This is a genomic window from Kribbella sp. NPDC051952, assembly GCF_040680855.1.
GTDB lineage: Bacteria > Actinomycetota > Actinomycetes > Propionibacteriales > Kribbellaceae > Kribbella.
Genome location: NZ_JBFAXQ010000030.1, coordinates 60,810 through 78,007 on the forward strand (window position 1 = coordinate 60,810; position 17,198 = coordinate 78,007).

General features: G+C 63.6%; 14 protein-coding genes and 1 pseudogene. 7 read left to right on the forward strand and 8 right to left on the reverse strand.

From position 1 onward, the window contains the following. Nucleotides 1-758 precede the first annotated feature (758 nt). Entirely contained in the window at nucleotides 759-1,112 is a 354-nt protein-coding gene (locus AB0L70_RS35915; protein ID WP_363691291.1) for a hypothetical protein, read from the reverse strand. Nucleotides 1,113-1,127: 15 nt separating this feature from the next. After that, nucleotides 1,128-3,428 (reverse strand): CHAT domain-containing protein, encoded by a 2,301-nt coding sequence (locus tag AB0L70_RS35920; protein ID WP_363691292.1) that lies wholly within the window; start codon nucleotides 3,426-3,428, stop codon nucleotides 1,128-1,130. Between the two features lie 599 nt (nucleotides 3,429-4,027). Between AB0L70_RS35920 and AB0L70_RS35925 the strand changes: the two genes are divergently transcribed. Together AB0L70_RS35925 and AB0L70_RS35930 are read left to right on the forward strand one after the other, a co-directional pair. Then, on the forward strand, nucleotides 4,028-4,525 hold the full coding sequence (locus tag AB0L70_RS35925; RefSeq protein WP_363691303.1) for a bifunctional DNA primase/polymerase: 498 nt from the start codon (nucleotides 4,028-4,030) through the stop codon (nucleotides 4,523-4,525). Between the two features lie 167 nt (nucleotides 4,526-4,692). Next, a complete protein-coding gene (locus tag AB0L70_RS35930; protein ID WP_363691293.1) occupies nucleotides 4,693-7,191 on the forward strand; it encodes a hypothetical protein in 2,499 nt (832 codons plus the stop codon). 320 nt (nucleotides 7,192-7,511) lie between these two features. Here the strand turns inward: AB0L70_RS35930 and AB0L70_RS35935 are convergent, their stop codons facing one another. Beyond that, entirely contained in the window at nucleotides 7,512-8,051 is a 540-nt protein-coding gene (locus tag AB0L70_RS35935; protein ID WP_363691294.1) for a hypothetical protein, read from the reverse strand. A gap of 671 nt (nucleotides 8,052-8,722) precedes the next feature. On the opposite strand from AB0L70_RS35935, the pseudogene AB0L70_RS35940 reads away from it, so the two are divergent. After that, nucleotides 8,723-9,874: pseudogene (locus AB0L70_RS35940) on the forward strand (IS481 family transposase). A 144-nt stretch (nucleotides 9,875-10,018) separates the two neighbouring features. Further along, complete coding sequence (locus AB0L70_RS35945) at nucleotides 10,019-10,369, forward strand: hypothetical protein (protein WP_363691295.1); 351 nt, start codon at nucleotides 10,019-10,021, stop codon at nucleotides 10,367-10,369. Between the two features lie 218 nt (nucleotides 10,370-10,587). On the opposite strand, the gene AB0L70_RS35950 is transcribed toward AB0L70_RS35945, so the two are convergent. After that, a complete protein-coding gene (locus AB0L70_RS35950; protein ID WP_363691296.1) occupies nucleotides 10,588-10,968 on the reverse strand; it encodes a hypothetical protein in 381 nt (126 codons plus the stop codon). Nucleotides 10,969-10,977: 9 nt separating this feature from the next. Between AB0L70_RS35950 and AB0L70_RS35955 the strand changes: the two genes are divergently transcribed. Continuing rightward, nucleotides 10,978-11,268 carry a hypothetical protein gene (locus AB0L70_RS35955; protein ID WP_363691297.1) on the forward strand — a complete coding sequence of 97 codons (291 nt, stop codon included), beginning with the start codon at nucleotides 10,978-10,980 and terminating at the stop codon, nucleotides 11,266-11,268. 66 nt (nucleotides 11,269-11,334) lie between these two features. Here AB0L70_RS35955 and AB0L70_RS35960 read toward each other — a convergent pair whose 3' ends face one another. Next, nucleotides 11,335-12,720, reverse strand: a complete 1,386-nt coding sequence (locus AB0L70_RS35960; protein WP_363691298.1) for a Shedu anti-phage system protein SduA domain-containing protein — start codon at nucleotides 12,718-12,720, stop codon at nucleotides 11,335-11,337. A gap of 129 nt (nucleotides 12,721-12,849) precedes the next feature. Between AB0L70_RS35960 and AB0L70_RS35965 the strand changes: the two genes are divergently transcribed. Beyond that, the gene (locus AB0L70_RS35965) at nucleotides 12,850-13,932 is read left to right on the forward strand and encodes a three-Cys-motif partner protein TcmP (protein WP_363691304.1); all 1,083 of its coding nucleotides are present in this window, start codon (nucleotides 12,850-12,852) and stop codon (nucleotides 13,930-13,932) included. An 18-nt stretch (nucleotides 13,933-13,950) separates the two neighbouring features. Here the strand turns inward: AB0L70_RS35965 and AB0L70_RS35970 are convergent, their stop codons facing one another. Together AB0L70_RS35970 and AB0L70_RS35975 are read right to left on the reverse strand one after the other, a co-directional pair. Continuing rightward, nucleotides 13,951-14,703 carry a DUF5131 family protein gene (locus tag AB0L70_RS35970; RefSeq protein ID WP_363691299.1) on the reverse strand — a complete coding sequence of 251 codons (753 nt, stop codon included), beginning with the start codon at nucleotides 14,701-14,703 and terminating at the stop codon, nucleotides 13,951-13,953. Between the two features lie 376 nt (nucleotides 14,704-15,079). Further along, a complete protein-coding gene (locus AB0L70_RS35975) occupies nucleotides 15,080-15,280 on the reverse strand; it encodes a hypothetical protein (RefSeq protein WP_363691300.1) in 201 nt (66 codons plus the stop codon). A 289-nt stretch (nucleotides 15,281-15,569) separates the two neighbouring features. Between AB0L70_RS35975 and AB0L70_RS35980 the strand changes: the two genes are divergently transcribed. Then, on the forward strand, nucleotides 15,570-15,758 hold the full coding sequence (locus AB0L70_RS35980; RefSeq protein WP_363691301.1) for a hypothetical protein: 189 nt from the start codon (nucleotides 15,570-15,572) through the stop codon (nucleotides 15,756-15,758). On the opposite strand, the gene AB0L70_RS35985 is transcribed toward AB0L70_RS35980, so the two are convergent. Then, nucleotides 15,755-16,630 carry a helix-turn-helix domain-containing protein gene (locus AB0L70_RS35985; RefSeq protein ID WP_363691302.1) on the reverse strand — a complete coding sequence of 292 codons (876 nt, stop codon included), beginning with the start codon at nucleotides 16,628-16,630 and terminating at the stop codon, nucleotides 15,755-15,757. The genes AB0L70_RS35980 and AB0L70_RS35985 overlap by 4 nt on opposite strands. Between the last annotated feature and the right edge of the window lie 568 nt (nucleotides 16,631-17,198).

Genomic DNA, 17,198 nt, shown 5'->3' on the forward strand with positions numbered 1-17,198 from the left:
GATTCGTGTGCCTCGACGCCAATCTCTTCGCTGGGCGAATCTTATGATCCGCAACCAGCGAGCCAGAACGCCAGAAAGTCCGGAGTCGTCCTCGCGTGGCCCGGGGAAGACCGTGATCAAAGCACTCAATTGGTACGTGGCTTGAGTGGAGATAGAAAGTGCAATAAATGTAGCGACAACCGATCCAGGTATCGAAAACAGTATCCATATCACGGTGACCCAGTTCATTCCCCCGTTGTATCACCCGCGCTCTACAACTTTGAATATGTTGTGACATGGATCGTGCGATGGCGGCGTTGGCGGTCGCGGTTCAGCATGATCGATGTCTGAGTATTCGGTCTGGCTCGGCGATGGCGTCAGCGCGGCCCTTGTCTGAGGGCTCGGCGGGAGCTGCGCTAGTTGTTCTTATGTAAGTTCCATTTGCATTGTTTGCTCGTTACTGCTCCGACGGTCGCCCTCGTGACTCGGACAGACGATCACCTTGCGATACGGGCAGGGTGAGACGCCAAGACCTTCTGGCGAGCCCCCTGCTTTGTGTAGCCACTCCGCAGCGCACACCACGCCGGCCGGCCGGCCGATAACCAGAATCAGTGGTTCCTGGTCGACTGGCTGTCCATCATCCGCGCCGAGCTGATGCGCTTGTCCCCGCGCCCCTAGCGCCCTTCATCACCTCACAACGGCACGCCTTCACACGCCCGGTCATCATTCCACACTCAGGGGAGCAACAATCGGAACTGTTGCGCCCACGAAGGGAACCTTCATCTCGATCCGGACGAAGGCGTCTTCAACTCTCCAATCAGAGCATCCTTCAGAAACTTTGCAATCACTTTCACATCGGATTCCTGGGTAACCACGAATTCGATCTTGACGTTCGGTCCCTTGACGGAGACCTTGACCTCGTCTCGACGCTTCCTCCCAGCCGATTCCTTCAACAGCCGCGCGAGGTTGACGAAGGTCTCCGGCCCCTGGAACAGAGAAATAACTGTCGCGGCAGAAGCGAAGCCCTCCACCAGGACTTGGCCAACCTGCCCACGGGCCCCGAACCGGCCGGCCGTCAGCCCCTCTGCGGCCAACGCTTCCGCCAGTTCACCGGGAACTTCGATAGCTATCATTCCATGTCCTTTGTCTCAGTACGCATGATAGAAGGCCCAGATGATTGGGTGTGGGTCGAGGACATCCTCGGACCAGTCCTGGCCGCCCCGGGTGGAGAAAATTTTCCACTCTTGAAGCATTCTCAACTGCAACTCTCTCAGCATATGTGCATGTCCGTTCTTCGCTTTGCGTATTCCGTCGATCAGGAAATCATCGAATGCGCCGGTGAAGGACACGTCCAGGATATCGATTGAGGTAGCGATCACTTCGTCTGCTCCCGCCTGGATCAATCCGGCCACCAAGCCGATTCCCTCGCCTCCCAACAGCGCCCCGGTCGAACTAGAGCAACACGACAGGATAACCATCGAAGGCATAGGGGCGAACGGAATACCACCTTCGAGTTGACCGAACAACTCGCCCGCATATAGCGGTTCATCCTGCAGTGGAAGGTAGGTGGTGGCCGGGTCTATGGAGTGCCTTGAGTGTCCGCGGTAGAAGAACAAGCCGTCGGTGTTGGATCCGATCTCATGTAGACTTCTGAGCAAAACCTGCTTAAGGGCTGGACCGTCGCCCGCGTACGTCCCCAGCCGAACGGCGCCATCCTTGATGCTCGATCCGATGGATCTGTCCCGAAGGGTTCCGTCCGGGTTGTCGCAGGCAATGAGAAACGGACGCCGAAGGCCGGCTTCTGGTTCACGCGACTCACATCGCCGTCGCCGCACCGATTCCGACCGCACCGACGTCCACATCTGCAACGCCACATGCTCGATCAGTCTGGTATCCAGGCCTGGCATCAGCGCGATCGCCCACGGCACGCAACTGAGTTCGCGAGACGAGGCCAGAGTCAGGATCGGCGTCTGGCCAGTTGCCGTGTTAATCAGCTCCACCAAAGCCGGAGGCAGCAAATTCCCGATAGTCCTGCAAACGACCTCCTCCTCGACCGATCGCCAGCTTCCCAGGTCGCGAAACGGCTCCCAGTCTTCGACCTCGTCCGCCGCGGTTAGGTCGGGAAGATTCCACAAGTTGCCTTCGCTGCCGTGCGAGTAGCCGGTCAGCGCCGTGAGGATCGGCGTGAGATGTTGGATGACGCGAAGGTCGGTCATGCCGTGACTCACTACCTCGCCGTCTCGCGCCACATACCAGAACATATGCGCGTTCTCAATGTGCGATGACCAGAATAGTCCAGCCGGGAGCGCGTATTCTAGCGGAAGCTCCTCGAGCTTGCCTTGCAAGTCCGGATCCTGGTCGACGAACTCCTGAGCCAGTCGAGAGAAACCTTGGTAGGTAACAAACGAAGGGATTCCCAATTTGTTGGAGTTTTGCGCATCCTCCATGGCTTTAAAGAGAAGCGACGGCAGAGACTTACCACTGTCCGGCGCCTCGTCGGACGGCCCTTCAGAACCGTCCGCACTGATTCCCGACCTATCTTCGAATTTCTGGGTCCCCTGCTCCTCGTCGTTGTCGAAGACCTCGGTCTCGGTGGCCAAGATAGACTGCACACGGCACGCTTCAATCAATTCAACCAAGGTCCTGACATCGCCGAGCGCCAAGGCGGAACTCAGCGCGACCCACCTCGCCCCCGCCATGTTCTTCCACAGCGACAACCGCTGAGTGTGATCACATGCCCGATACCGTTGGGAGTCCAGCTTGGCCCACGCCACCAGCGCGCTCCGTAGCGCTAACTCGTAGTCTCCCGACGCCGCCCGAGCCAAGGCGACCTGCTGCTCGACATTGCCCACGATCCAGCCATCGGCCCCGGCAGGTCCAAGATAGTCCGCCGCCGCGCGCCCAAACTGAAGAGCTCGATCATGACTGCCCGCCAGCCGAAACCGATCTGCGAGGACGGCGCACGTCATCCCGAAGACATGGTCTCCAAACTCAGCCAGGCTTACCATCTCCTCGCCCGTACACGAACGCGGCATGCGTCCCTCGTGCAGCGCCCGAATCAGATCGACAAAGAACGGAACGGCCGGATCGGGATGCTCAGCCTCCCCGGCGATCGCCAGCAGTCTGTCGGTAACCTCTGCATCTCCTGCCTTGAGCGAACAAACCATAGCCGTCATGTACAAACGCAGGCTCGCACTCGGAGAACTGCTCGCTCGGCATTCTGCTGCGTAGTAGTACGCCTGGGTGCAGAATTTCCAATCGCCGAATCGGGAATACTCACGGGCCAGCAATTCATACAGTTTGCCGACAGTATCGTCAGACAGAACGCCCAGGCTTGTCGAACTGGTGTCCTCACTGATCTTGATGAGAATCGCCCCCGACCACGCGAACAGTGCATTACCGGAATCACCCTCGTCAGATGACCCGAGACCGGCCAGGTATTGTTCCAATCCAAGCAATCTCCGACTGCAGAGACTCTTCGGCATTCTGTCGATTTGGGCAATCAAACGTTTCGCGGCCCACCTGGACCGATGTGAAGACAACTTTCCGCGGTGCGGTAGTTCTCGCCGTCGAATCATCGAACCCACAGCTGACGCGATCATCAGTCCACCCCACCGCTTCCCCCAAGACACTCGGATGCACAGCCAACCCGACGCGGATGAGCTGTGGCAAGTACTCGTCTCGTCTCAATTCGCTCCGCCGAGTGCCGCGATCATCTTCCTGACGCGACGCGCTGATCAAGGAACACCCAACAGTTGGCACTGGCCGGCACCAACGCAAACGGCGAGGATGTTCATGCGATGATTAAGTGGCAGGAACGGGAGTTGCTGAGCCGGGAGTAAGCGGGCGCGACGGGTCGCGGGACGATCATCTAAGGGTGTGGGGCAGCAACGGCTTCTCAACGGTGAGGAGGTCTTCGATCGGGCCTAGCCAGCTCGACGGGACGAGGAGCTTGTATGTAGGCGAGTGGGAGACGGTCCCAGGGGGCGGCGATCAGTTCCGGCCGGACCAGACCGAGCCAGCCGAGCATCGGGACAGCGGATAGCACCTGTACTACCGGCAACCTGCAGGCACGCAGCTCGGCAACACCGCCGGACGGCTGGGCTGGAAGATCGACACCCGAGGCCGCGGCGGCTATGTCGTGGGAGCAGGGTCGGTCGTCTGTGGTCAGCGTTACCGCGCGGACGTGATCCGCCGACCAGCTGATCTGCCGAATTGGATCGCGGAGGCGTTAACGCCGCCACCTGCGTCTCCGACGACCGTGCATGTGAGTGCAGGGCGGCCGGGCGCGGCGTACGGGCTCAAAGCCCTGTCGGCGCAGCTGAATAGACTGCTGGCATCGACGAAAGGGACAACGCAACAACGATCTGAACGCGTCGGCGTACGCGCTGGGCCGCGTCGCCGCGACGGGCGCCTGCACCCGCAGGCAATCCGCGACGAACTGCTCTCAGCATCCGGACGGATCGGGCGCAGCCGACGCGAGGCGGAACGGACCATCGAGTCAGGGCTCAGCGCCGGACTGAGACGACCAACAATCCCGCGATAGACCAGCCGGAGAACTATCTCGGCGCGGCTGGCGAGGCTACCGGTTGTCAGTCGCCTCGCCGGCGGCTGGTGTGCTTACGTGCTCAGCCGAGTCGTTGAACATCCGGTTACGGACTGCACCGGCACCTGCGATGCTGCTGTGATCATTCGGTGGGTGAGGAGGGGCTTGTGGCCGCGGTCGAGATGAGCAAGCTGACTTTGAGCCGAGTGGAGAAGCGACTCCTTCAATGCGTCCGCGATGGCGACGAACTAGATCTCAGCAACGGCGAGCTGGATGTTACCGCAGAGGAGATGATGGCATGGAGTGCAGAGCGGACCATACGCGCGGACGTGATCCGCGAGATACTTCGTGGCCGCGGCGTCGATGATCCCGACCCGCGCGGGATCAAGCTGACCGGTGCAAGAATCGAAGGCCCACTGAACCTGCGGCATCTCGAGGCCGCGATGCCGCTGAGACTGTACGTCTGCTTTCTTCCGGCGGGTGCTGATCTGGGCGAAGGTCGATTCAGAGCACTTGGTATGCCGCGGTGCCGCGTTGAACATGCGCTCGACCTGACCAACGCGCACGTTGGCGGCCAACTCGACGCAACGGGAGCCACACTGCGCAATGATTCCGGCACAGCCCTCCGCGCCGACAAGCTTGCGGTTGACGGGAACTTGTCTCTGGACGAGGGGTTCAGCGCGACAGGCTCCGGAGGGGACGGGGCGGTGCGGTTGGCAGGCGCGCGCATTGGTGGCCAGCTGGTCATGTCGAGAGCCACTTTGAGCAATGACTCCGGGCCTGCGCTGATCGCTGATGGGCTGAGGGTGGAGCAAGACCTGTTTCTGGACGAGGGGTTCAGCGCGACAGGCTCGAGCGAGGCTGGGGCGGTGTGCCTGAGTGGCGTTTACGTCGGCGGACAGATCGACGCCTCCGCTGCGACGCTGACGAATGCCTCCGGCCCCGCGCTGGCGGCCGATCAGCTTACGGTCGATCAAGGCCTCTTCATCAGCCACGGGTTCGAGGCGATCGGCTCCGGGCGTGCAGCGGTGCGACTACGAGGCGCCCACGTTGGCGGCAAACTCGACGCTTCGGGCGCCGCCTTGAGCAACGACTCAGGACCCGCGCTGGATGCCACGCGAACAAGCGTCGATGACTCCATCTACCTCACCGAGGGCTTCACCGCCACCGGCTCTAGCGGAGGTGGAGCGGTGTGTCTTCTGGGCGCTCGAGTCGGTGGCCAACTCAACTTGTGCGGGGCCACTCTTAGCAACGACTCTGGGCCGGGCCTGGACGCCGAGCTGCTTGCCGTCGAACAGGGCCTGTTTATGAGCGACGGATTCAGAGCCACCGGTGGAGGTCGTGGGGCGGTGGTTCTGGTCGGCGCCCACGTCAGTGGTCCTGCTGTACTGTCCGGGGCGATACTAAACAGTGGGTCCGGACCGGCGCTGAACGCGCTGCGGCTGGTGGTTGACGAGAACCTGTTCATGGACAACGGGTTTACGGCGATTGGCGCTGGCGATGACGGCGCGGTGTGCCTCCTAGGCGCTCACGTAGGTGGGCAGATTATCGGTGTCCGGGCGATGCTAACGAACGAATCTGGTCCCGCGCTGACTGCTGACGGCCTGAGAGTTGAGCAAGACCTGTTCCTGACCGACGGGTTTAGTGCGACAGGTTCGAGCGATGCCGGGGCGGTGCGCTTGCCCAGCGCTCATGTCGGCGGCCAACTCGGCTTTGTCGGGGCCAGTCTGCGCAACGACTCCGGGCCCGCATTCGTCGCCGATGGGCTCACGGTGGATCATGGCCTGTTTCTCCAAGGGTTTGAAGCGATTGGCTCTGGCGAAGACGGCGCGGTGCGCCTGCTTGGCGCCAACGTTGGCGGCCCGGTGAAGGCGGCGGGAGCGTCGATGAGGAACGACTCCGGGCCTGCGCTGGTAGCCGATGGTCTGACGGCCGACTACGCCCTTCTGCTGCAGGACGGGTTCAGCGCGACAGGTCACGGCAAGCAGGGGACTCTGACGCTAGCGGGCGCCCGTGTCGGAGCCTTTGCTATCGACATCAGTAAAGTGCGGGACAAGTCAGGCGGACCCGGTTGGTTGGACGTCGACGGACTGACTTACGCAGGCCTCCCCTCAGGGCCCTCCGTCGAAGATTGGCTCAGCCTTCTCGCATATCGCACCCCTGCGTACGCTGCGCAGCCCTACCAACACCTCGCGACGGCGGCTCGGGCTGCTGGCCACGAGGCGGATGCACGCGAGATTCTGATCGCTCAGCGCCAGGACCAGTTGAGACGCAAAGCCATCACTGGCCGGCGCGAACGCGCCTGGGCCAGACTCACCGGCCTCCTGCTTGGCTACGGCTACAAGCCAGGGCGCGCGTTGGTAGGGCTGCTGGCCGTCGTAGCGATCTCTGTCATCCTCACTTGTGTAGCTGGTCAGCACGGCGGGCTCATTCATCGTTCGCAAACCATGTCACCCGGCACCGCCTGCAACGCCGTCGAACGGATTGGCCTTGGCCTCGATCTCAGCCTGCCACTAATCAAGACCAGCGCCAGCGCCACATGTACAACCGCAGCGACGCACACTGGAAACATGCTCACCATGACAGGCTGGTTCCTCCAGGCAGCAGCCTGGGCACTCGCCACCCTGTTCATCGCCGGCTTCACCGGCGCTGTACGGAAGACCTGATGGCCATGCTGGCTTCGACGACCGATCAAAAGAGTTGAGGAGTTCAGTCAACTAGCCTTACTAGACAAGTCAATCCCTGCCGAGTTCGACCAACCGAGTTGTCTGAAGCGGTCGAGGTTGTCTTCGAGGATCTAGGTGTCGGTCATGCGCCGGTGAGCCGGCTGACCTGCCCCGGCGGCGCGCGGACCGGAACGCGCGCTTGGTTCGCTCCAGCCGGTAGGCCGTCTCCGCCCTGATCGAGTCTGGTGTCAACGGTGTCCCGAACATGGTTTCATCTCCTGCGATGTGTGGCGCCCCTCGTGGGCGGCCGGTCACCCCTTCTACGAACACCTCTGGCCGGATCCGACAACGCGCCGAGCTGAAGGCAGCGTTGCCGAGACCAGCTCGGCCGCGCGTGGTTGAGAGAGGTGGACACAGACACTGCGGTCGTCGAGCTGTACGGGCTGCCGCCCGAGCAGTTCGTGGCTGCCCGGAACCGGCTCGCCAAGGCGGTCGGGGCGCGCGGTGGCGACCGGGGCGTCGCGGCGGTGATGGCGCTGCGAAAGCCGACGGTGTCGGCGTGGTTGGCCAACCAGCTTGTCCGTGTCGACCCGGACGGTATCCATGCCCTCACTGAGCTCGGCGAGCAGCTGCGCGAGACCTACCTGACCGCAGACAGTGCCAGGCGGCGCGAGCTGACCCGGCAGCGGCACGATCTGGTCGGCAACCTGGTGCAGATCGCGCGGGACCGAGCCGCCGGCGGCCGACGTGTCACGCCGCAGACTGCAGAGCGTTTGGCCGAGACCCTGGACGCCGCATTGATCGATCCTGGCGCCGCGCAACTTCTGCGGACCGGGCAACTGACCAGTGCGCTGCGCCATGTCGGCTCGGCGTCGTCGACGAGAACGGCGACCCTGCCCAGTTGGCCCCAGCCCGGCCCCGCGTCGTACGACGGTCACAGCCACCCAGAAGACACCGTCCCGAAAGGTTGCAAAGCGCAGTGCGCCGACGACCGCTGGCCGATCCGAGGCCGACTGGACTCTCGGACAGCGTCGGGTCGCTCTGGAGCGTCTTGGGCAGGCCGAAGCGGATTACGCCGCCGCCGAGGCCGTGCGCGAGGAGGCCGAGCAACTGCTCGACGCGCATCAGCACCGGCTCGCGGACCTTGAGGCGGACCTGGTTCGGCTGAACGAGCAGCTCGAGCAGACCCGGCAGGCGCTCCGGCCACGCGCAAGCAGACCACCCGCCTGGAACGCGCGTTCAACCAGGCCGTCCGCAATGCCGGGGCGATCAGGAAACGGCGCGATACGGAGGAACAGCGGCTCAGCACGCTTGGACGCTGACATGATGTCATCTCTCAAGACATCGGTAACAGTTTTTGATCGGGACATCGGTGACGGTTCCGGTCGTCTTGGTGGTGACAGTTCGGTGGGTCGGCGCGGCTGATGCTGCTCGGGCCGGTCGACTGCGCTGGGTGTCGAAGAACGAGTCTGTTGATCCTCGCGTCCGCCTTGCGATCACCCAGTGGCCGGCCGACGCACCTCGTGGGGCGGTGACGTCCTTTTGCGCCGAGCAGGGCATCTCCCGCAAGACGTTCTACGAGATCCGGCGGCGCAGCCTGACCGACGGGCCGGCAGCGGCGCTGGAACCACGGTCGCGGCGGCCGAAGACGAGCCCGTCGAAACTGACCGACGAGGTCAAACAGCAGGCGATCGGGGTCCGGGCTGCGCTCGAGCGGTCCGGCCTGGACTGCGGCCCGATCAGCGTGCACGACAAGATGCGCGCAATGGGCCTGGACGTCGTCCCTTCGATCGCTTCGCTGGCCCGGATCTTCCGCCGGGCCGGTGTCGCCCGGTTGGAACCGCGGAAGAAACCCCGAGCGGCATGGCGCCGGTTCGTCTACCCTGCACCGAACGCCTGCTGGCAACTCGACGCCACCGAGTACGTCCTCGCCCGCGGCCGCAAGTGCGTGATCTCTTCCAGCTGATCGACGACCATTCCCGTTACGCCGTCGCCTCCCACGTCGCCTGGAGCGAGACCGCGCAGGCCGCGATCACCGTCTTCGACGAAGCCACCGCTGCCCACGGTGTCCCGCAGAAACTCCTGTCCGACAACGGCATCGCGCTCAACCCCTCGCGGCCACCTGATGGCCCTGGGCGTTGAACCGATCACCGGCAAGCCCTACAAACCGACCACCCAGGGCAAGAACGAACGCTTCCACCAGACCCTGTTCCGCTACCTCGACAAACAACCCCTCGTCGACAACCTGGCCCAACTGCAAGCCCAGGTCGACGCCTTCGACCACCTCTACAACACCCAACGCCCCCACCAGGCACTCCCCGGCCGAGTCACACCCCAGGCCGCCTGGCAGGCCATCGACAAGACCGAAACACCACGCCCCGCCCGCGACCTGATCCGCCTGCCTCCCGCGCCGCCCCGCCGACCCCGCACACCGGCACCCACAGACCTGCCCGACGGCACCATCACCAAGAAACTCACCGCCGGCGGAGGCTTCGTCCTCAACAAAGTCACCTACCAGGTCGACGGACGGCGAGCCTTCCAGCGGGTCCTCGTCATCACCGCCGGCGACAAGATCACCGTCGCCGACCTCGACGGCGAGATCCTCATCGAGCACACCCGACCCGCCCCCGGGATCATCTACGTCGGCAACGGCCACCGCAGCGGCCCACGCCGCGACACCTGAACCGTCACCGAAGTCCTGACACATCAACCGTCACCGATGTCCTGATGCAGAACCGTCACCGATGTCCTGAGACAGGACATGGACGCTGACATGACGCCTGCACCTGACTAGAACATGAGTTCGATTAATGTCATGATGAGTTCCATGGTGGGACGCTTCAATGAGCGACCTGGCGACGGGGACGACAGAGACTGGCTGGTCTGGGACAACGCGATGAACGGTCACCGGGGCCGGTGCGCGACCGAGATCGAGGCCAACGCATTGGCCTCGGATCTGGAGTTGCAGTACACCGTTCACGGCCCCCGGGATCAGGCCGACGTCCGGCGCGTCGATCCGCCGGTGCCGGTCGACGGCTGGCAGCAGCGGATCGGCGAACTTGACGCGTGGATCAATGAAGGCGGCCGGTGGCTCGGCCGTGTCCGGCACGCCGACGGTCGCGTGTCCTTCATCGATCAGAGCCAGATTCGACCGGTGCCCGAGCCCGGTGCTGGCTGATGTCCGGGCCGCTGCGCGAGCCGGTGATCACCCTCGTGAGTGGACCGTGGGACCGTCAGGCGTTCTATGTCTCGGACTGGGCAGACGCGCGACGTGCGGCTGAGCCCCTGATGAGTTCTGCGGCTGGCCGCTCGCCTACCGGGTCGAGGCGTCCGGTATTCATCGCTGGGTATGGTCTGCCGGCGCCGACTGGCCGCGGAAGCCGTGAGGGACAGAGCTCAGCCGACGAGCTGGCCGCCAACTTCGATCGGTGGCCGGCCCGAACGCCGCCACGCCCACGCGAACGTGGCAGCCACACCGGCGACATACCCCGGCAGATCAGGCCAGTCGCCGGCGCGCAAGGCTTTGACCTCGGCCCGCACGGCTTCCTCTTCGATCAACTCCTCGTAGGCGGATTCATGCCTGCGGGAAATCGGAGACGCAGCCACGTCGCCGCGACGGCCGTTGACCGGCCCGTCGTATCGAACCCCGGCGTTCGCGATCCACCGGCAGGTCCACACCACACCAGTCACAAAGCCGTCCTCGCGCCCCAGCGTCTCGAGCGCATCGGCACGCCGCTCGGCGGCCAGCCAGACGCGGGCGAAGTCCGCGACGCGCACACCACGAGGATGCTCGCGCCGGATCCCGTCGAAATCGCTGCACGTCAGCTACTCCTGCTCAGGTGGTTCTCGGAGGCCAGAGGCTCTGACGCCGAGGTCGAAGAGAATCCGATGTTCACGATGCCCGCGTACGCCGGACAAGGCGACACCCGCGAGCTTCTGATTGAAGACTTGGTTCGCGCGCACCTTGTTGGGCCAGCTAATCCCGGGGAGGAAGTACTCGGGCACGGCGGCGAAGATTTCCTCGGTCACACGACCGACCTCGGCAGACGGTTCCTGCGGTTCATTTCCGATGTGTGACGAGTCGTCGCCTGCTGCCGAGTGGCCCCTTCCGTCGGGAGGCCGAGCGGGCGGCGGAGTCCGGACTCAGGGCCGAGTTTCGTCGGGCTGCAGATCTATCGCGCTAAGTGCGGTGCTGTCAGGCGGATCTGCGAGGAGTTGATGGAGTCCCCGGAGGCGAGCCAGTACCTCATCGAACGTGATGACGTCGACCGTGCTCAGACCGTCGCGATATCGCATGAACGACTGGTTTTGTTCTGCGTTTAGAGGCTCGGCGGTCCCGACGAGCACTGCCCCGCGCACGACGCAGTTCTCGATCGGCGCGAGTTCTGGTGTCCTCGCTAATAGGGCGGGAAGCTCGACGCGAGTCGACTCGATTTGAGCTTGGATCTGGGCGACGGCGCCGGATAGTTCAACGTTCGGAGGAAAGATGTTTCGGTATGGGCTTCCAAGAAGCTTGGCGGCCGGCGTCTTGATCTCAACTAGGTGAGCACTTCGTGTGATGCTGTTGATCAGCATGAAGTCTGCGATGCGTGCGCCCCGGCCAAGTGCGTCGCCGCTTCGGACGTGCAGCTGTGGTCTGTAGAGCGCGACAGGTGCGGCGAATAGCTGTTGAAGCGCGAAGGTGTTCACTTCGAAGAACTTCTGCCAGTACCCCTCGTCTGAGCGGTGGCCGCCCTTCAGGCCGGCCGCGAACTGATCGATGAGTACTTCCAGAGTGACGAGCTGGATGTCGCGCCGGAGCTTGCCAAGTTCTGCGGGCGCTTCGGTAGCTGCAGCACGGGACTGGGTCGCTGCCTCCCGGAGGAGCAGGTTCCTCTCCACTGGCTGCATCCCGGGCTTTCCGGCAAGTTCTCCCTCCATGGCCCGGATAATCGGGTGCCTGCCAACGAGGGGGTTCTGTGGTTCGGCGCCGATCAGATCCGCGATCGCGTTGTGCGACTCCGCAGAGTTGAACCTTCTGACGACCGTGTCGCGGCGGCTGTTGTTCCTATCGATTGCCCGTTTGTAGAGGCGGAACCGGGCTAAGCTGACCCGGAACATGTCACCGTCCCGACCTTCCTCGCTGCCGGGTCCGAAGCGCACGATGCTGCATGCTGTGTGATCTTCAATCTGATGAAGCAGTCCTCTGTACTTGGCGCGTACGCCGAGGCCGCGCTCGAAAGCAGTACCAAATCCATCCGGGAGCCCGACCAATTGCCAGCCATAATCGCCCTCATTGACTGGCTCCTCGTCGTACCAGTCAGTCGCCGAGCCAGCCTCGATATGGAGCTCGGCGATCTGGTCGAACTGCTCTTTCAGCTCCAGACCAGAGCGCACGGTGGGGAAGATCTTCAGCACATGCTCCCGTGGGACGAATCGCGCCATCGTCACTGGACCGTCATTTGAGTAAGAGTCCTGCCACTGAAAGACCGTCTCGGATCCATCGTCGAAGATCTCAACAGCTCCTGCTCGACTGTCGTATCGGGCCATGGCGACTGCTCTCCAGGTGTTGTGCCGTCCGCGTGGGCGTAGCGTACGGGGCGTGACGCCAGCAGTAATGACAGGCCGCGCGATCGAGCGCCGACGCCGGCCGACGACGGCGGAGGCCCGCACGTGAAGATGCCGACGATCTGGGAGCTCAGCCCTCACACGAAGGCTAAGCACGATCTGCTCCGTAAGTACCTCGGTGGCTGGTTCCCGATCCTGTCTCGCTGGGACAAGAAGACCATCTTCCTCGACGCGTTCGCAGGTCCTGGCATTTATGCCAACGGCGAGCCCGGCTCGCCGCGACTGGCCCTGGAGACGATGCTCGACCATAGGCATTTCAAGAACATGACGGCCACAGAGTTCGTCTTCCTGTTCAACGAGAAGGATCCCGCCCGGTACGGGTCGCTGAAGAAGGTCGTGGCCGACATCGAGGCCGAACGCGGGGGCTGGCCGTCCAACGTCCGTGTCATCGTCGAGACTATGAACTTCGTCGACCTCGCCGACGAGATGCTCGCCTCCCTTAGCGGTGAGCGTATGGCACCTATCTTCGCGTTCGTCGACCCGTTCGGGTACCGCGACGTACCGTTGGACAAGATCCGTGCCATAACGCAGTACGACAAGGCGGAACTGTTCATCTACTTCGACTACAACAGCGCCAACCGGTTCAGCACGTCCGGCAAGGTGGACCAGGCCTTCCGGGCCCTCTATGGAACCGACGAATTCAAGAACGCACCCTCGGCTGGCCGTCACGCGCGCGGTCAGTTCCTCCACGACCTGTACGCCACGCAGCTCGAGAACGAATGCAGCTTCCGCTTCGTGCGCAGCTTCGAGATGATCAACGCCCGCGGCCGGACCAACAACTATCTGTTCTACGGCACGCGCCACCTCAAGGGCCTGGCGCTCATGAAGGAGGCGATGTGGGACATCGCCCCGGGTGGTGACTACAGCTTCTCAGACCTCACGGCGGGCCAGCCGATGCTGATGTCTCCGGACGCGAATACGAGCCCGCTCATGGACGACCTTGCTGCGCAGTTCTCAGGTCGGAGCGTCGACTATCAGGCCATCGAGGACTACGTCGTCGAGTTCACCCACTTTGCGCCCTCGCACATCAAGACGCAGACGCTCAAGCCGATGCAGGAGGCCGGACGCTTCACCGTGACAGGGCAGCGACGTCGCGGCACGTTTCCTCCACAGGTGCAGATCACGTTCCCGTAGAGCCGTGACAGCAGGACCCTAGACTCTCGATGCAGGCCGCCGAGGCATGTCGTCCCAGGTGGTCCCGTCCAGTGTTCGTCCATTAGCTTTGGACGTCCGGCCACCCCACTGCTTGAAGAAGAACGCCACACTCTGCTCGCGGCAAGCATCTCGAAGCTCGCGGACCCACTCGGCGTCGAGCGGACGGTGGCCGGGGCCGCTCTCACCGCCAGCGACAAGCCAATGGAGTCCGACCAGGTCGATGCCAACCAATGACCCCAGCAGGGGCTCGGCTGAGACGAAACGAGTGGCCGCCGGCACCCGACGAAGGTCATCGATACGCCACAGCTGAGCTGTGGACTCGACGCTGACTCCGAGCCACACATTGCTGGGCCAAGGCAGTTCTGCTGCCATCCGCGCGGCGCGCCGTGGTCTCTTCGTGAGCAGCTGGTAGGTGTGCCGGGGCGTCTCCTCCATGACGCGGAAGACATCGCGGACGAACGCCGCTTCGACCCGGGCATGGAAGAGGTCGGACATGCTGTTGACGAAGATCAGCCGCGGGGCTGACCAGCGGTACGGAATATCCAGCGCAGCTGGATGCTGCGTGATCGCGAAGCCCGGGCCGCTCGTACGCGGATCCCCGTCTTCCTGATACTTCGGGTTACCCATTGCCTTCAAACGTTTGGCCAATGTCAGCGCGTAGCAGTTGTCGCAACCAGGACTGATCCGATCGCATCCTGTGGTCGGGTTCCAAGTCGCCTCAGTCCACTCGATCCCGGTGCCATCCGCCATGGCCTCAAGGTATGCCACACACGACCGACAACCGAGGAAGACTGTCCGTCGGAGCACGGCTCGATCCGGTGAGGAAAGGCGGGACCGATCGCTTCGCCGATCGGCGCGAAGCCGACGCCCGACTCGTGCTTTAGCTCGAACTTTATGACGCTCATTGGCGCACGGCCGTGGTCACCACCTCGATGCCGATGATCTCGGGACCGTTGTAACCCTGCCGTCGCATCTGCTCGACGGCGAGCGGTGTTCCTTGTGCTGCGCAGTGCAATTGCTCGTGGGTGCCGTGCAGTGTGGCAGTCGGTCCGCTTCGGCGGACCTAGTGCCAAGCGCGTCACCTCCCCAGGCAGGGGAAGTGAGGCGCTCACTCCTCCGAGGCCGCTCAGTCCTCGACAGTGGGCAGACCGGATTGTTGCATCAGGCTCTCCTGCTCGCTGAAGTCGTGGGTGGAGTAGTCAAGCTTCTGCAGGAGCCGGGCGATTCGCAGTGACCGTCCGCTGAACTGACCGTCGGGGTTCGCGGCAGAGCGTTCCGGAAAGGGAAGCCACGCTCCGTCGAACGAGAGCACCCAGATGCTGTCCACGCACGGCTTAGGAAGATGTGCGATGCCTTTGGAAATCCTGGGGGCCGCTCCGGAGCCCTCGCATGACTGTGGAGCGTGCCCATTCCGTCGGATCGCGGTCAAGCAGGGGGATCGTGCTCGGGCTATTGACAGTCTGTCAGTCGGCCAGCGAGCGACGTCGTCGGTCGAGGATACTGGCTGCGTCCGTCAGGGACGGCGGCGTTGTCCTTGTCGAAGCCGGACGGGCTTTGCTCGACGCTCCGTGATGCTCCGCGGGACGTTGAGAAACGTCGATGAACGCTGGCAGCCGATGAGCATGAACTTGCTGGTCAGAGGGCGAACCGGGAGTGCGGTCCGGTTCGCCCTCTCCTGCTCCGTCAAGATCACGCAGATCTTGGATGGGTGGTCGGCGCTGACTCGGCTCTCAGGCCAGGTCGGGGTCCTCGAAGGCATCTTCGAGGGCGCGGGCGCCGGCGGGATTCGCGGCCTGGCGGCCTAGGTGGTGTCTTGGGTTATGGAGACTTTGGCTTGGCCTAGTTGGTCGGCTATTTGGCGGGCGGTGTGGCCGGCTTGGTCTAGGGCGGTGGCGGTGGTTTTGCGGAGGGCGTGGGAGCGGATCCAGGCGAGTTTGTCGGACTCGGCTGGCTGGGTGGCGTCGTGGATCTGGGCGAGTAGGCCGTGTAGGTGGTCGAGTTGGACGCCGTAGGGCTGGATGAGGGTGGCGATCATCTCGTGGTCGACCTTGATGCGGCCGGTTTCGATGAGTTCGATTCTGGTTTGGGGCCAGGTGAGGTTGTCGGCGACTTGTTTGCGGGTCATGCCGGTTTCGCGGCGGAGGTGTCGAAGGGTTTGGCCGAGGTCGCGGCGGGCGGTGCTGCCGATGGGGGAGAGGGCGGTGCGGAGGGAGCGGCGGACGTTGTTGGGGTCGCGGAAGCCGCGTTGGGTGTCGGGGAAGATCGGTTCGTCGAGGCGAATGCCACCTGCCTCGCGGGTGCGGAGTACAGCGATCGCCCAGTGGGGAAGGTGGAGGAGTCGCTGGCCGGCCCTGGATTTGGTGGGTTTGCGCAGAAGGCCGTCGCCTTTCACCCGGACGATGGTGTGGGTGATTTCGATGGTGCCGGCTTCGAGGTCGGCTTGGGACCAGAGGACGGCGAGGGATTCGCCGATGCGTACGCCGGTGCCGAGCATGAAGGCTGTCAGGTCGGGGAGATCGGCGGTGACGGCGGTCTGGTCGTCGGCGAGGTGTTTGCGTAGAAGGGTGACTTCTTCGCCAGTGAGGGCGCGTGGTGGGTTTTGTGGTTGGGCTTCGATGGAGTCGACTTCGCGGACGGGGTTGATGGCGGTAGCGCCATAGCGGACGGCGAGACTCATGGGCGCCGGAGAGGATGGCGCGGCAGGTCTTGGCGGTGGAAGCGCCGGAGCGTTGCTTGATCCGCGCGAGGACGGTGTCGATGCGTGGGGTGGTGGCTTCGCCGATGCGGAGTTCGCCGAGGGCGGGGCGGATGTGGTTCTTGTTCGCGCGGCGGTAGGTGTCGAGCGAGGTGGGTGAACGCGTGCCGTCGGCGACCAGGCCCTCGAAGCGACGCTCCCAGAGGTCGAGGAGGTGGTTGATCTTGTGCATCGCACTGAGCTCGCCGGACTGGTTCGTCTTGGCTCGGTCCTGAAGCTTGTTGAGGAGGGAGCGCTCAGTCGCTGTCTTGTTCTTGCCAAACGCGGATACCGGCCGGACGTGACCGTCGTGGTCGCGGAACCTTGCCTGCGACTTGTACTTGACGGGCTTGCCTTTGGCGTCTGTCTGCACGACCCAGGTGGAAATCTCACCCCAGGATCCCAGGGGTAGAGGTGGCCTCGACATGTCACGCCTCCAACCGGTGTGATGGTTGGCTGCCCAACGCAGACCGAAGCCGCAGACCAGAGAGAATGGCAACGCCGCGAAGGA

Bases quoted from the DNA above. Each gene is read 5' to 3' on its own strand.
- AB0L70_RS35965 (WP_363691304.1), top strand. From the start codon at position 12,850: ATGCCGACGATCTGGGAGCTCAGCCCTCACACGAAGGCTAAGCACGAT.
- AB0L70_RS35915 (WP_363691291.1), bottom strand. From the start codon at position 1,112: ATGATAGCTATCGAAGTTCCCGGTGAACTGGCGGAAGCGTTGGCCGCA.
- AB0L70_RS35960 (WP_363691298.1), bottom strand. From the start codon at position 12,720: ATGGCCCGATACGACAGTCGAGCAGGAGCTGTTGAGATCTTCGACGAT.
- AB0L70_RS35945 (WP_363691295.1), top strand. From the start codon at position 10,019: ATGGTGGGACGCTTCAATGAGCGACCTGGCGACGGGGACGACAGAGAC.
- AB0L70_RS35980 (WP_363691301.1), top strand. From the start codon at position 15,570: ATGAGCATGAACTTGCTGGTCAGAGGGCGAACCGGGAGTGCGGTCCGG.
- AB0L70_RS35935 (WP_363691294.1), bottom strand. From the start codon at position 8,051: ATGGCGCAGCGCACTGGTCAGTTGCCCGGTCCGCAGAAGTTGCGCGGC.
- AB0L70_RS35955 (WP_363691297.1), top strand. From the start codon at position 10,978: ATGCTCGCGCCGGATCCCGTCGAAATCGCTGCACGTCAGCTACTCCTG.
- AB0L70_RS35985 (WP_363691302.1), bottom strand. From the start codon at position 16,630: ATGAGTCTCGCCGTCCGCTATGGCGCTACCGCCATCAACCCCGTCCGC.
- AB0L70_RS35970 (WP_363691299.1), bottom strand. From the start codon at position 14,703: ATGGCGGATGGCACCGGGATCGAGTGGACTGAGGCGACTTGGAACCCG.